Origin of the sequence: Mesorhizobium loti CJ3sym, from assembly GCF_000472785.1 — a bacterium.
Classification (GTDB): Bacteria; Pseudomonadota; Alphaproteobacteria; order Rhizobiales; family Rhizobiaceae; genus Mesorhizobium; species Mesorhizobium loti_E.
Map to the genome: position 1 here is coordinate 75,324 of NZ_AXAL01000017.1, position 14,230 is coordinate 89,553.

At 63.3% G+C, this 14,230-nt stretch carries 13 protein-coding genes; 9 read left to right on the forward strand and 4 right to left on the reverse strand.

The window, feature by feature from the left end; translation table 11 throughout:
- Positions 1–62 precede the first annotated feature (62 nt).
- Positions 63–695 carry a class I SAM-dependent DNA methyltransferase gene (locus A3A9_RS0122900; protein WP_027060866.1) on the forward strand — a complete coding sequence of 211 codons (633 nt, stop codon included), beginning with the start codon at positions 63–65 and terminating at the stop codon, positions 693–695.
- Here A3A9_RS0122900 and A3A9_RS0122905 read toward each other — a convergent pair.
- Together A3A9_RS0122905 and A3A9_RS0122910 are read right to left on the reverse strand one after the other, a co-directional pair.
- Positions 692–3,145: a GcvT family protein gene (locus A3A9_RS0122905; RefSeq protein WP_027060867.1), complete on the reverse strand. Its 2,454-nt coding sequence runs from the start codon at positions 3,143–3,145 to the stop codon at positions 692–694. The genes A3A9_RS0122900 and A3A9_RS0122905 overlap by 4 nt on opposite strands.
- A complete protein-coding gene (locus A3A9_RS0122910) occupies positions 3,142–4,029 on the reverse strand; it encodes a phosphotransferase family protein (protein WP_027060868.1) in 888 nt (295 codons plus the stop codon). The genes A3A9_RS0122905 and A3A9_RS0122910 overlap by 4 nt, the downstream gene beginning before the upstream one ends.
- A gap of 425 nt (positions 4,030–4,454) precedes the next feature.
- Here A3A9_RS0122910 and A3A9_RS0122915 point away from each other — a divergent pair, with 425 nt between their 5' ends.
- Positions 4,455–5,231, forward strand: a complete 777-nt coding sequence (locus tag A3A9_RS0122915) for a DeoR/GlpR family DNA-binding transcription regulator (RefSeq protein ID WP_027060869.1) — start codon at positions 4,455–4,457, stop codon at positions 5,229–5,231.
- Between the two features lie 82 nt (positions 5,232–5,313).
- Here A3A9_RS0122915 and A3A9_RS0122920 read toward each other — a convergent pair whose 3' ends face one another.
- Together A3A9_RS0122920 and A3A9_RS0122925 are read right to left on the reverse strand one after the other, a co-directional pair.
- Positions 5,314–6,675, reverse strand: a complete 1,362-nt coding sequence (locus A3A9_RS0122920; RefSeq protein ID WP_027060870.1) for a sensor histidine kinase — start codon at positions 6,673–6,675, stop codon at positions 5,314–5,316.
- Positions 6,672–7,340: a response regulator transcription factor gene (locus A3A9_RS0122925; protein WP_027060871.1), complete on the reverse strand. Its 669-nt coding sequence runs from the start codon at positions 7,338–7,340 to the stop codon at positions 6,672–6,674. Before A3A9_RS0122925 ends, A3A9_RS0122920 begins: the two co-directional genes overlap by 4 nt.
- Before the next feature lie 386 nt (positions 7,341–7,726).
- Between A3A9_RS0122925 and A3A9_RS0122930 the strand changes: the two genes are divergently transcribed.
- From A3A9_RS0122930 to A3A9_RS0122965, 7 genes are all read left to right on the forward strand, one after another.
- On the forward strand, positions 7,727–8,227 hold the full coding sequence (locus A3A9_RS0122930) for a class I SAM-dependent methyltransferase (RefSeq protein WP_245279107.1): 501 nt from the start codon (positions 7,727–7,729) through the stop codon (positions 8,225–8,227).
- Positions 8,224–8,841, forward strand: coding sequence for a DedA family protein (locus A3A9_RS0122935; protein ID WP_027060873.1), 618 nt, complete (start codon positions 8,224–8,226; stop codon positions 8,839–8,841). The genes A3A9_RS0122930 and A3A9_RS0122935 overlap by 4 nt, the downstream gene beginning before the upstream one ends.
- 80 nt (positions 8,842–8,921) lie before the next feature.
- Entirely contained in the window at positions 8,922–9,833 is a 912-nt protein-coding gene (locus A3A9_RS0122940) for a LysR substrate-binding domain-containing protein (RefSeq protein ID WP_027060874.1), read from the forward strand.
- Positions 9,834–10,049: 216 nt separating this feature from the next.
- Positions 10,050–11,204 carry an ABC transporter substrate-binding protein gene (locus tag A3A9_RS0122950; RefSeq protein WP_027060875.1) on the forward strand — a complete coding sequence of 385 codons (1,155 nt, stop codon included), beginning with the start codon at positions 10,050–10,052 and terminating at the stop codon, positions 11,202–11,204.
- A gap of 243 nt (positions 11,205–11,447) precedes the next feature.
- Positions 11,448–12,446, forward strand: coding sequence for an ABC transporter ATP-binding protein (locus A3A9_RS0122955; RefSeq protein WP_027060876.1), 999 nt, complete (start codon positions 11,448–11,450; stop codon positions 12,444–12,446).
- Positions 12,443–13,411 carry an ABC transporter permease gene (locus tag A3A9_RS0122960; RefSeq protein ID WP_027060877.1) on the forward strand — a complete coding sequence of 323 codons (969 nt, stop codon included), beginning with the start codon at positions 12,443–12,445 and terminating at the stop codon, positions 13,409–13,411. The genes A3A9_RS0122955 and A3A9_RS0122960 overlap by 4 nt, the downstream gene beginning before the upstream one ends.
- Positions 13,401–14,216, forward strand: a complete 816-nt coding sequence (locus tag A3A9_RS0122965; RefSeq protein WP_027060878.1) for an ABC transporter permease — start codon at positions 13,401–13,403, stop codon at positions 14,214–14,216. The genes A3A9_RS0122960 and A3A9_RS0122965 overlap by 11 nt, the downstream gene beginning before the upstream one ends.
- Positions 14,217–14,230 lie beyond the last annotated feature (14 nt).

Here is a 14,230-nt window from a genome sequence, read left to right on the forward strand (position 1 = left end):
ACGGTTCCACAATTTTCGCCGTTTGGCTATCATCCCGGCAAGACAACGGATTTGGTGGACACGTGGCGGACAGCAGACATCACGGCGCGCTTGGCGAGGCCTACTCGGCCAAACGGCCGGAAGAGGTGGCGGCACTCTATGACCGCTGGTCGCAAACCTATGACGCCGACATGTCGGCCGCCGGCTATCGTCACCCGACGATCTGCCTTGCCCTGCTGGCACGCCATTTGCCGCGTGGCGCGGCACCGTTGCTCGATGCCGGCGCCGGCACCGGGCTGATCGGTGAATGGCTTGATATTACCGGCTATCCCGAAGTCGAGGCGCTGGACATCTCGCAAGGCATGCTGGACCAGGCGGCCCGCAAGGGCGTCTATTCCGCGCTGCATTGCCTCGCGCTCGGCGGCAGACTGCCGTTTGCCGACGATGCCTATGCCGGGATCATCTCGGCTGGCGTCTTCACCTCAGGCCATGTCGGCGCCGAGGGGCTGGACGAGCTGATCCGCATCTGCCGGCCGGGCGGGGTCATCGTGCTGACGGTCAAGAACACGCTGTGGGAAGCCGGTTTTGCCACGCGTATTGCCGAACTCGAAGCGCAAGGCGTCATCACCCGGGTCGAAGAAACCCGTCCTTACGTCTCCATGCCTGGCGAGGCCGACACCGTGCCCAGCCGCGGCCTCGCCCTGCGGATATATTAGGCTTTCACTTTCTCGGCGGCGGGATCGTACATTGGCTCGAGATGGATTCTGGCCGGCGTCCGCTCCATTGCGACGACCAGTTCATAGCTGCCCGAGGCGAGAAAATCGTCGCTGACGCCATCGGCGTTGCGCACATAGCCGTAGCCGATGTTGCTGCCGATCGTGTAGCCGTACCCGCCGCTGGTCAGATAGCCGACCGGCTCGCCATTGCGCAGGATGGTCTCTCGACCGAGCAGTACGATTTCGGGATTGTCGACCGTGAAGCCGGCAAAGCGTTTCTTCAAGGGCGAGCCGCCGATAGCCTCAAGCGCGCGTCGTCCGACGAAATCGGTGTTCTTGCGCAGTTTGACCGCCCAGCCGAGGCCGGCCTCCTGCGACGTGTCGTTGGGCGTGATGTCGGAACCCCAGGCGCGGTAGCCCTTTTCCAGCCGCAGCGATTCCAGAGCCCGGTAGCCGACCGGTCGGATGCCGTGCTTTTTGCCCGCCGCCATCAGCGCGTCGAAGACTTCGCCTGTCGCCGCGATCGGCACATGCAACTCCCAGCCGAGTTCACCGACATAGGTGACGCGCAAAGCCCGAATTGTGTGGCCGGCAATGGCAATTTCACGCACATGGCCGAACGGGAAGGCCGCGTTCGACACATCCGCATCGGTCACATCAGAAAGCACATCGCGGGCGCGCGGCCCCATCAGCGACAGCGTGCCGAAGTCCTCGGTGACATCGATCAGCTTGGCATCGTGACCCTCGCCGATATGGTCGCTGATCCACGAGGCATCATGCGTGCGGAAACCGGTCCCGGTGACGATGTAGAACTTTTCTTCGGCCAACCGCGCCACGGTCAGGTCGGCTTCGATGCCGCCGCGTGTGTTGAGAAGCTGGGTGTAGGTCAGCCGGCCGACCGGCTTGCTGACGTCGTTGGCGCAGATCCAGTCCAGCGCCTTGGCCGCGTCGGGCCCGCTCAGCTCGTATTTGGCGAAGGAGGACTGGTCGAAGATGCCGACCTTCTCGCGCACATGCCGGTGCTCGTCGCCGACCGCCGCGAACCAGTTCTGCCGACCCATGGAATAGATGTCCTGTGGCTCGACGCCTGCTGGCGCGAACCAGTTCGGCCGTTCCCAGCCAAGCTTGGAGCCGAACACGGCGTGTTGCCGCTTCAGCCTGTCGTAAAGCGGCGAGACGATGCGCGGTCGGCCGCTGGCATATTCCTCGTGCGGGAAACCGATCGTGTAATGCTTGCCATAGGCCTCCAGCGTGCGTTCGCGCACCCATTGCCGGTCGCGGTGCAGGCTGGAAAAGCGCCTGATGTCGACCACCCACAGGTCGAGCGGCGCCTCGCCGTCGACCACCCACTGCGCCAGCACCCAGCCGGCGCCGCCGCCCGAGGCGATACCAAAGGCGTTGAAGCCGGCGCCGACGAACATGTTGGCGCATTCAGGCGCCGTGCCGAGGATGAAATTGCCGTCCGGCGTAAAGCTTTCCGGCCCGTTGATCATCTGCTTGACGCCAACGGTTTCCAGCGCCGGCACGCGTGCGATCGCCTGGCTCATATGCTGCTCGAAATGGTCGTAGTCGTCGTCGAACAGCCTGAATTCCCAGTCGTTGGGCACGTCGCCGCCGGGCAGATCGGTCGTCCAGGCCTGCGGGTTCGGCTCATAGCCACCCATCACCAGTCCGCCGACTTCCTCCTTGAAATAGGTGCGCCGGTCAGGGTCGCGCAGTGTCGGCGCATCGGTCGCCAGTCCGGCGATCTTCTCGGTGATGATGTACTGGTGCTTGACCGGCTGCAGCGGCACGTTGATGCCGGCCATGACGCCGACCTGCCGCGCCCATTGTCCGGCGCAGTTCACCACCTTGTCACAAGCGATATCGCCTTGATTGGTCTTCACGGCCGTGATGCGGCCGTTCTTCATCTCGAAGCCGGTGACGCGGACATCCTCGTAGAGTTTCGCGCCATGCATGCGCGCGCCCTTGGCCAGCGACTGCGTGATGTCGGAAGGGCTCGCCTGGCCGTCAGTCGGCAGCCAGGAGGCACCGACGAGATCGCTGGTTTCCATCAGCGGCCACATCGCCTTGATCTCGGCCGGAGACAAAAGATGCATGTCCATGCCGAAGCTTCTCGCCGTCGTCGCCAGCCTTTTGTACTCGGTCCAGCGGTCGGCATTGGTGGCAAGCCGCAGGCAACCGGTCATCTTCCATCCGGTGGCAAGGCCGGTCTCGGCCTCCAGCCCCTTGTAGAGGTCGACTGAGTATTTGAGCACGCGGGTGATCGAGGCTGACGAGCGCAATTGCCCGACCAGCCCGGCGGCATGCCAGGTCGAACCCGAGGTCAGCTTGCCCTGTTCGAGCAGCACCACGTTGGCCTTGTGGTCGCGCGCCAGATGATAGGCCGTCGAACAGCCGATGATGCCGCCGCCGATGACGACGATTGCGGCCTGGCTGGGCAAGGTCATGATTTCAGGATCCCGTATTTTGTCCGGTAGTTTTCCAGCGCCGCGTCGAGCCGCACCAGGGTTTCCTCGGTGTAGGCGATGTAATCGATGCCGGGCGCATCGAGATAGAGTTCGGACACCATGCTCCACATTGTCTCGCGCAACAGCGAGGCGCATTGCATGGCGGCATGCGAGCGGCGGATCGCCTCGTCCGGTTCCTTCATGAAATAGGCGGTCAGGAAGGCGAAGGATTCCGCGTCGCTCATGCCGGCGTTCGAGGCGACGCCGGCAAGGTCGAACATCGCCGTGTTGAAGCCGGCATATTCGAAGTCGATCAGCCACAGTCGGCTGCCGTCGTCAAGAATATTAGCCGGCAAAAGATCGTTGTGACCAAAGACGATCGGCAGCAATTTCTGTGCCCGCTCCAGCTCATCGGCCAGCGCCAGGAAGCGCGGCAGGTCGTTGCGCTTGCGGCTGCCGCCTTCGTCAAGCGTGCGCGCGTAGTCGCGGATGACGTGGAACACCCAGAACATGAAGCCGGCGCCGGAGATATGGTTAGGCATATCCCGGTGGAAACCGCGCATCAGGGCGGCGACGCGGCCGAGATTGGTACGCACGTCCTCGGCCAGGTAGGTCTTGGCGCCAAGAAACGCCGTCACCAGGATGCCCTGCTCGGCGTAATGGACCGCCGGGGCGAAACCGGCGGCATGGGCGGCCCGCGCGGTCATCACCTCGCGCTCGCGGAAGACATGATGGAATGGATAGTCCTGGCCGAAGCGCACGACATGTTTGCCGGCAGAGTCGGCGACCACATAATTGGCGTTGCTGAGGCCACCGGGCAGCGGGGCGATCTCGATGGCGCCGGTCCAGCAGGGCAGGGCACGGATGCGATCTTCGGCAGTCACAGAATCATCCCTGGTTTGCTGGCCTGGTTTGCTGGATTTCGACACGGCGCCATGGACAGCGCGACGACGGCGAGGAGAAACGCAAATGATCTCGTCGGTGCGGGATGCCAGGATCGGTATCCCGCACCGCACCGACGAGCCCCATGGCCAGGTTTTGGATCCCGGCATCCGCCCCCGCGGATCTCTAGATTCCTTGTGCCAGGCACGTTCAAGGCTGCCTGGGCAGTAAGTTGCGGCTCTGCCATCGCCCTCCCGTTTGCAGTTCCGAACCCTGTTGGTATCTGGATTTCACGCCAGGGTTGCCCTTCTGTCAACAACAGGATGTGACTTTTTTTGGGTGTTTTGCCCGAAACCAAGGGACAATCCCTTTAAAAGCATTTGGATTACCTTAAAATCGGTCAAAAAGGCCCAGCCGGGGAAACCAAATGGTCCATTCCAAACGCCACGGCGAAATCCTGCGGCTGCTGCAGGAAGAGGGAACCGTCACCATCGCCAGTCTGGCCGACCGGCTGGGTGTTTCGCTCGAAACCGTGCGCCGCGACGTCAAGCCGCTTACCAGCGATGGCTCGGTGCTGAAGATGCATGGCGCCATCGGCCTGCCGTCGATGATCGGCGAAGCGCCGTTCGAACGACGCATGCGCGAGAATGCCGATGCCAAGCGCGTCATTGCCCGCATGGTCGCCGCCACCATCCGCGACGGTGAATCGGTCATGCTCGACACCGGCACCACGACCTCGTTCCTGGCGCGGGAACTGCTCGGTCACCGGCGCCTGACGGTTGTCACCAATTCATCCGACATCGCCCGCACGCTGGCCACCATCAACGGCAACAAGGTCTATATGGCCGGCGGCGAATTGCGCAGCGATTCAGGCGCTGCGTTCGGGGCTTCGGCCATCGACTTCGTCAGCCGCTTTTCGGTTAGCCATGCCATCATCTCCACCGGCGCCGTTGATGCGCTGGCGGGTGTCATGGACTATGATCTGGAAGAGGCCGAGTTCGCCCGCATGGTGCTGTCGCGCGGCCAGCGTTCTCTCGTCATCACCGATCACACCAAGTTCGGCCGCCAGGGCCTGGTCCAGGTCTGCGGCTTCGGCGGTTTTTCCGAACTCGCCACAGACCAACCGCCGCCACGCGACATAGCCGCGGCTTTGGCGCAGGCAGGAGCGCGGGTCAGCATTGCCGGCGGCGAAGCCGGATTTTAGCCGAACACCGGTCATTGGTGGACGCACACGTCCGCGAAGATCCCGGCCGTTACGGCGAAGGCGATGTTGTGCACCGACAGGCCTATGCCGGCAAGGGGCGAAAACTCATCCGGAAGCAGGCGCCGCTTGGCTTACCGTCGAGGATCTCGATCCGCCCGCCATGCAGTTGCATGATTTCCTGCACGAGGTTGAGGCCGAGCCCGGCGCCGTGATCCTGTGGGCGCAGCCTGTAGAAGGGCTCGAAAATGCGTTCCCGCTCGGTCGGCGGCACGCCGTCGCCTTCGTCCCGCACCTCGATGACGGCGGGCGCTGTGACGCTGACTGTGATCTTGCCATTGCGGCCGCCATGCTCGATGGCGTTCTGGACGATGTTGGTCACGGCACGTTCGATCGCGGTGCGGTCGCCAGTTGCAAAAACCGTCTCTCTCTCAGGCTCGAACGACATCTCGTATCCGGCCGAGAATGCCATCGGTGCGAGGTCGACGATGACGCCGCGCGCGATCGCCACGAGGTCGACCTTTTCGAAAGGCGATGTCTGCCGGTCGAGGCGCTGTAGATCGAGCAGTTGGTCGGTCAGCGTCGAAAGCCGTGCTGCGTCCTGCAGCAGCCGTGCCCGCTCCGGTGTTGCCGGCAGCGAGGCCAGGCGCGTGTTGAGGATGGCGACCGGTGTTCGCAGTTCATGGGCGGCATCGGTCAGGAACCGCTTGTGACGCTCATAGCCTTTGTCGAGGCGCGCCAGGGCAGCGTTCACCGCTTTGACCAGCGGCGTCACTTCCTTCGGCACATCCTTGAGCGGCAGCTGTACGCCGCGCTGGTCGATGTCGATGCGCTCGGCCTCGGCGGCGGCATGGCCAAGGCCCGACAGCGCCCCGCGCACCACCCAGGGCGCCGCAAACAGCGTCGCCAGTGCCATCAGCCCGGCGAGCGGCAATATGCCTTGCAGAAAGAATTGCGGTGCCTGCCCGAGCAGGCGCAGCAGCGAAAGTCCGCCCTTGGTGCCGGTGAAGATCTGGACATTGCCGGCCGCCGTGTCGGTCCAGCGGATCTTCGCATCCGGTGGCGCGCTCTCGCCGATGGATTTGTCGATACGCGCGTCGCTGATGGTGTCCAGCAACCCGGCGAAGGGCTGGAAGATGGTCGGCACCGTGCCTTCCCTTAGCCACTGCCCCTGCTTGTCGCGGATGATGAACCAGAGGTCCGGGACCCCGGCGCGCAGCTTCGTCAGATCGGGGGTCTCGCGCAAGGTAAGCTCGCCGCCTGCGTCGCGCGCCACCGCATCCGCCAGCACGTCCATCGTGCCGTCCTCATAGTCGTGCGGAATGAGGCCGGTGGCCAGCATGGCGCCGAGAATGCCGACGATGATCAGCGTCAGCATCGCGCACTGCAGCAAGGCAATGCGCAGCACCAGGCTCCATTTGAGAGAGCGCGGACGTTTGAGGGTCATGTTGTCTCGCGCAGGAGATAGCCGACGCCGCGAATGCCGTTGATCGTCACACCGGCATCGGCGAGCTTGCGGCGCAGGCGCGAGACATGGGTGTCGAGCGCGTTGGACTGGATCTCGTCGTCGAGGCCGAAGACGGCCTCCATCAGCGCCTCGCGCTGCACCATGCGGCCGGTGCGCCGCATCAGTGCCTCCAGCACCAGCAGTTCGCGCCTTGGCAGGCTGAGCGGCTCGGCACGGATCGACGCCTCGCGGTGTCCGACATCGAGCACCAGATGGCCGGCGCGGATGAATTGCGACTGCAGCGGTGCTGGGCGCCGCAGCAGTGCACGCAAGCGGGCCAGCAGTTCCTCGAAGGCGAAGGGCTTGGCCAGATAATCGTCCGCGCCCATGTCCAGCCCGTCGACCTTGTCGGCCGTGTCGCCCTTCGCCGTCAGCACCAGCACGGGCGTGGTGTTCTTCGTCGAGCGCAATCTCGGCACCAGCGATAGCCCGTCGCCATCCGGCAACTGACGGTCGAGCAGGATGGCGTCATAGCTGTCGACAGCAATGAAACCCTCCGCCTCCAGCAATGTGCCGGCGTGGTCAACCACCATGTCATGGCGTTTCAGCGCTGCACGCAACGCCGAGACCATTTCGGGTTCGTCTTCGACCAGCAAGATGCGCATCCACTATCCCCGGGTAACGACATTTCTTCAGGCGCTACCGCGCCAACATTGCGCAAACATGGCAAAGCTGAACGGCCCGGGGCCGACAAGGTCTTTCTTTTCATCCGCCATATCGCGCAATGTTTATGCAATCCAGTCACGGCAAACAGCGCCGGTCGGCACGAACCGCCCTTGCCGGCATCAAGGCGTCGGGCCCGAATAAGCAACAGGTTCGGGCCCGGCGCTGAAACGAAATCAACTGGCCACCCCGAACCGGTTGGCATGCAGTGTGCGGGATTGAGGTTGTTATGCCTGCAAATGATGCCCTGTCTTTTCTCGTCGCGTGGACCGTGGCGCCGTTCAGAATTGGCTCCGTCACGCCGTCCAGCTCCAGTCTTGCGGCTTTGATGACGCGCGACATCGGCCCCGGGACAGGTCCCGTACTGGAGCTCGGTCCTGGAACCGGCCCATTCACACGGGCACTGCTGTCACGCGGGGTGAGGGAGGAGGATTTGACGCTGATCGATTCTGATCCGGATTTTGCAGCGCTGCTCATGCGTCGCTTCCCTGCCGCCCGGATTTTCGAAATGGATGCCGCCGGTCTGCGCCATCTGTCGCTATTCCCCGGGCCGGTGGTTGGTGCCGCCGTCAGCGGGCTGCCCTTCCGCCTGATTTCGCCGCGCAAGACGCTTGCCATTCTTGAAGGCGTCTTCGCAAACCTGCGCCCGGGTGGGGCGCTCTATCAATTCACGCTTGGCAGGCGCTGCCCGTTCGACCAGTCGCTGCTCGACCGGCTCGATCTCGAGGCCACGCGGGTCGGTCATACCTTCCGCAACTTCCCGCCGGCGACTGTCTATCGCATCGCCAGGATCAAGACGGTCAGGTCCTACGATTGGCGCTTCGCATGACGGGCCCGCTGGCGGCCGTTCTCGGCTTCGGTCTGTTCGGCGTCTTCTGCCTCGCCTTCACCGAAAAGATCCTGCCGGTCCCGCCGTCGCATGTCTTGCTGCTGTTCCTCGGCATGACGGCGGCGCCTGATAGCGCGCCACTGGCGATCCTGCTGGCGGTGACAACGCTTGCCTCCTTCTCCGGCTGCCTTGCCTGGTATGGGGTTGGCCGCCGGATCGGATTTGACCGTGCCGACCGGCTGATCGAACGTGTCGGCAGATATGTCTTCCTGCGCCCCGCAACCTACCGCAAGCTTGGTCAGGCCTATCGCCGCAATCATGTCCGGGTGTCCCTGCTGGCGCAGTTCATCCCGACCGTGCGCAATTACCTGCCGATTGCGGCCGGCGCGCTTTGCCTGCCAGCTCTGCCCTTCGCGATCGCGACGCTGCTCGGCGCCACCATCTGGAATGCGGTGTTTCTGCTGACCGGATATCTCCTGCGTGGCAGCGGTCAGGACACTTTCACGATAGGCTTGCGCATCATCGTCATCGTCGTGGCGCTGGAGACGGCCTTCATGCTGGCATTGCGCTATGGCCCTGCATGCCGGCGGCGCATCAAGCTGGTGCTCGGCTAAACGGGCGGGGATGTTGGCCGTCGTGGGATAAGCTCCGTCGTCGGCTTTCCTTCGCTCGGTCGCCGGTGTTTAGTCCGGCCATGGCCTTTACCATCCGCCAGTTGCAGTTCTTCATCGCCGTCGCCGAGCAAGGCACGGTGTTGGGCGCGGCGCAAAACCTCTCCATTTCGCAATCGTCGGTCACCGAGGCGATCAAGGAGCTCGAAAGCGATCTCGGCGTCGAACTGTTCGAGCGCCATCCGCGTGGCCTCAACATCACCCACAAGGGCCATCAGTTCCTGCGCCACGCGACCAAGATCCTCGCCGACGTTTCCGACGCGCGCCGCTCTTTTTCCGGCGAGCAGGCTGTGGCAGGTGGGCGGCTGCAGCTTGGCGTCACCTCGCTGGTCGCCGGCTATGTGCTGTCGGATCTGCTTGCCCGCTACCGCCGCGCCTATCCGGGCGTCGAGGTCTCGGCCATCGAGGACAATGGCGACTACCTTGAACATCTCCTGATCGGCGGCAAGCTCGATATTGCCGTCATGGTCACCTCCAATTTGCGCGACCGTACAGCACTGCAATCGGAAATCCTCGAGGTCTCGGCCTACCGCCTGTGGCTGCCGCTTGGCCATTCGCTTGCCGGCGCCGATATCATCGGCATTGGCGACATCGCCGGCGAACCGCTGATCATGCTCACCGTCGACGAGATCGAGGAGAACACGGGAAAACTGCTGGCGGCGATCGGCGCCAAGCCGCATGTCGCCTTCCGCACCCGCTCGGTCGAGGCTGTGCGCAGTCTAGTGGCCACTGGTGCCGGCGTGGCGCTTTTGCCCGACCTTGTCTACCGGCCGTGGTCGCTGGAAGGCGACCGCATCGAATCGCGGGATATTTCGGGCTCCTTGCCCGTGGTGCAAGTCGGTATGGTGTGGCGACGCGGCTCCGGCCTGCCGCAGGCGGCGCGTGATTTCGTCGGCCTTGCCCAGTCGCAGCGGACGGTCCGTCAACGCCCCTGACCGAGCAGTGCTGATCTATCGGAAAAACCGATATCGCCTTTCTGATAAATGAATTTGCGAAACCGGAATTTTCCAAGCACCTTCGCTTCCAGGAACCAAAGCCGCCAGCAGAGCGGCATCAAGTCCACAGGACGAACTGACAGTTTTTCAGTCCGCGTGTGATCTGGCGAAAACCGGAGCGGTTTCGGGATCATCCGCCAAAATGGGAGATCGATGATGAATTCATTCCTGAAGTCATGCACGGCGCTGACGGTCGCGCTGACCTTCTCCGGTCAGGCCATTGCTCAGGTCAAGGAACTCGGCAAGGGCGAAGGCCAGGTCAACATCGTTGCCTGGCCGGGCTATATCGAGCGCGGTGAGACCGACAAGGGCTACGACTGGGTCACTGCCTTCGAAAAGGAGAGCGGCTGCAAGGTCAACGTCAAGACCGCCAACACATCGGACGAGATGGTCTCGCTGATGAATGAGGGCGGCTTCGACCTTGTCACGGCTTCAGGCGACGCCTCGCTGCGCCTCGTTGCCGGCAAGCGCGTTCAGCCGATCAATACCGATCTCATCCCGAGCTGGAAGAATGTCGACGACCGACTGAAGGACGCGCCCTGGTTCACCGTCGACAAGGTGCATTATGGCGTCCCCTACCAGTGGGGTCCAAATATCCTGATGTACAACACCGAGGTGTTCAAGGAAGCGCCCAAGAGCTGGAACGTCGTCTTCGAGGAGATGAACCTGCCGGACGGAAAATCCAACAAGGGCCGCGTCCAGGCCTATGACGGGCCGATCCATATAGCGGACGCCGCCAACTACCTGATGTTCCACAAGCCGGAACTCGGCATCAAGGACCCCTACGAACTGAACGAGGCCCAGTACAAGGCAGCACTCGACCTGTTGCGCGTCCAGCGCACGCTGGTCGGCCGCTACTGGCATGACGCCGCCATCCAGGTTGATGATTTCCAGAATGAAGGCGTCGTCGCGTCAGGTTCGTGGCCCTATCAGGTCAACACGCTGGTCGCCGCCAAGAAGCCGGTTGCCTCGACCGTGCCGGAAGAAGGCGTCACCGGCTGGGCCGACACCACCATGATGGAGGCTGATGCCGCCAACCCCAACTGCGCTTACAAGTGGCTTGAACACTCGCTGTCCCCGAAGGTGCAAGGCGACGTCTCGGCCTGGTTCGGATCGCTCCCCGTGGTTCCCGCCGCCTGCAAGGGCAATGAATTGCTCGGCGAGGAAGGCTGCAAGACCAACGGCTACGACAATTTCGACAAGATCAAGTTCTGGAAGACGCCAGTCTCGAAGTGCGTCACCCAGAACGACCAGTGCGTGCCCTACTACCGCTGGGTGTCGGACTATATCGGCGTCATCGGCGGGCGGTAATTGCGCTTTACTGAGAACTTGGCGCTGCCCTCATTGTCCTTCCGGACATTTCTCCCCGTATAGAGACGGGGAGAAAGACGCTGTTATCAATGGCTTCGCCAACCAACAACGTTGCAGAATAAGCGCCAACATCGCGACCAGCTTGCTTCTCCCCGTCACTATACGGGGAGAAGGTGCCGGCAGGCGGATGAGGGGCAGCACAGACGCTTCAATTGAAGAGCCTGGCACATTGCAGGACAACCCATGACCTCCGCCGTCTCCTTCCAGAAAGTCTCGCGCCATTTCGGCAGCGTTCGCGCTGTCGACGCTGTCGATCTCGACATTACGCCGCGCGAGTTCTTCGCCATGCTCGGGCCATCCGGGTCCGGCAAGACGACATGCCTGCGTCTCATCGCCGGCTTCGAGCAGCCTACATCAGGTTCGATCTCCATCTTCGGCGAACGCGCCGAGGGCGTGCCGCCCTATCGCCGCAACGTCAACACCGTGTTCCAGGATTACGCGCTGTTCCCGCATCTCAATGTGCTGGACAACGTCGCCTACGGGCTGATGGTCAAGGGCGTCGGCAAGGCCGAACGGCACAAGGCGGCGGAGGAAGCGCTGTCGCTGGTGCGATTGCCCGGCTATGGCGCCCGCCGGCCCGGCCAGCTTTCCGGCGGCCAGCGCCAGCGCGTCGCGTTGGCCCGCGCTCTGGTCAACCAGCCCAAGGTGCTGTTGCTCGACGAGCCGCTCGGCGCGCTCGACCTCAAATTGCGCGAGAACATGCAGGAAGAGTTGAAATCGCTGCAGAAGGCGCTCGGCATCACCTTCGTCTTTGTTACCCACGACCAGGGCGAGGCGCTGTCCATGGCCGACCGCGTCGCCGTCTTCAACGACGGCAAGATCATGCAGATCGGCACACCGGAGGATATCTATCAGCGGCCGAAAACCCGCTTCGTCGCCGATTTCGTCGGCTCCTCCAACGTGCTGCCGCCGGACTTCGTCCAGCGCTATTCCGGCCAGCATCGCTGGGCAAGCCTGCGCCCCGAATCCATTCGCGTCGGCCGCGCCGCAAGCGGCGAAGGCGTTGCCGCCCGCCTCGTCTCGACCAACTATCTCGGCGCCACGACAAAACTGGCGCTCGATGCCGATGGCTTGAAACTGCATGCCATCGTGCCGGCCGGCACCGCGCTGCCCGTGGAGGGCGAGGCGGTCGTGCTCACCTTCAACCGCGAGCACCTGCATCTGATGGACGAGCCGGCATGAGCCTCGACGCCACCATGCCGCGCGCCTCGGCGCCAGCCATCCTGCCCGGCAGCGGCGGCATGCGCGGCGCGCTCTCCGACCTGTTCTGGCGCCGGCCGCAACTCCTGCTCCTGCTCATGCTGCTGCCGCCGGTTCTCTGGCTCGGCATCGTCTATATCGGTTCGCTATTTGCCCTTTTGGCGCAGAGCTTTTTCTCCATCGACGAGTACTCCGGCCTCATCAACCGACAGTTTACGCTGAAGACCTATGGCGACCTGTTCCAGGCGGCCAATCTCGACATCATCCTGCGCACGGTGACGATGGCCGCACTGGTCACGCTGGCCTCGGCGATCGTCGCTTTCCCGATCGCCTATTACGCGGCGCGCTATGCGCGTGGCCGCTGGAAGGCGCTGTTCTATCTCGGCATCATGCTGCCGCTGTGGTCGAGCTACCTGGTCAAGATCTACGCGTGGAAGCTGATCCTGGCCAAGGAAGGCATTTTGACCTGGCTGCTCGCCAAGCTGCATTTGCTGGGGTTGCTCGATGCCTGGCTGTCGCTGCCGGTCGTCGGCGGCAACTCGCTGTCGGTGTCGTTCACCGGCACCTTCATCGTCTTCGTCTATGTCTGGCTGCCGTTCATGATCCTGCCGGTTCAGGCAGCCCTTGAGCGCGTGCCCGGCAATCTGGTCGAGGCCTCGTCCGATCTTGGTGCTTCTCCGGGGCAGACCTTCCGCAACGTGCTGTTTCCGCTGGCGTTGCCAGGCATCGTCGCCGGCTCGATCTTCACCTTCTCACTGACATTGGGCGACTACATCATCCCGCAGATCATCGGCACCTCAAGGCTGTTCATCGGCCAGGCCGTCTATTCGCAACAAGGCACCGCCGGCAACATCCCGCTCGCCGCAGCCTTCACCGTCGTGCCCATCATCATCATGGGCTTCTACCTCTGGGGCGCCAAACGCATAGGGGCCTTCGATGCGCTCTGACCGTGGTCAATCCGCCCCTCTTGGCCTGAAGATCGCAGCCGGCTGCGGGTTGTTGTTCCTGCACCTGCCGATCCTGCTGATCTTCGTCTACGCCTTCACCACCGAGGAGAAGAGTTTCGTCTGGCCGCCCCCCGGCCTGACCACGCAGTGGTTCGCCGTCACCTGGAACCGGCCCGATGTCTGGCAGGCATTGTCGCTGTCGGTCCGCGTCGCAGCGATCTCGACGGCAATCGCGCTCATCCTCGGCACGCTGTGCTCGGCGGCGGTATCACGGACGAAATTCTTTGGCCGCGAAACCATATCGCTGCTGGTCATCCTGCCCATCGCGCTGCCCGGCATCATCACCGGCATCGCGCTGCGCTCGGCCTTCGCGCTGGCCGACATTCCGTTCTCGTTCTGGACGATCGTGCTCGGCCACGCCACCTTCTGCGTCGTTGTCGTCTACAACAACGCCGTCGCCCGCTTCCGCCGCACCTCCGGCTCGATGATCGAGGCCTCGATGGATCTCGGCGCCGATGGCTTCCAGACCTTCCGGCATGTCGTGCTGCCCAACATCGCGACGGCACTGCTTGCCGGGGGCATGCTGGCCTTCGCGCTTTCGTTCGACGAAGTCATCGTCACCACCTTCACCGCCGGCCAGCAGCAGACTCTACCGATCTGGATGCTGGAAGAACTGATCCGCCCGCGGCAGCGCCCGGTCACCAATGTCGTGGCCATGGTCGTCATGCTGGTGACGCTGTTGCCCATCCTGTTTGCCTATTACCTGACCCGCGACGGCGACCAGATCGCCGGTTCGGGCAAATAACTCAGTTCAAAGGG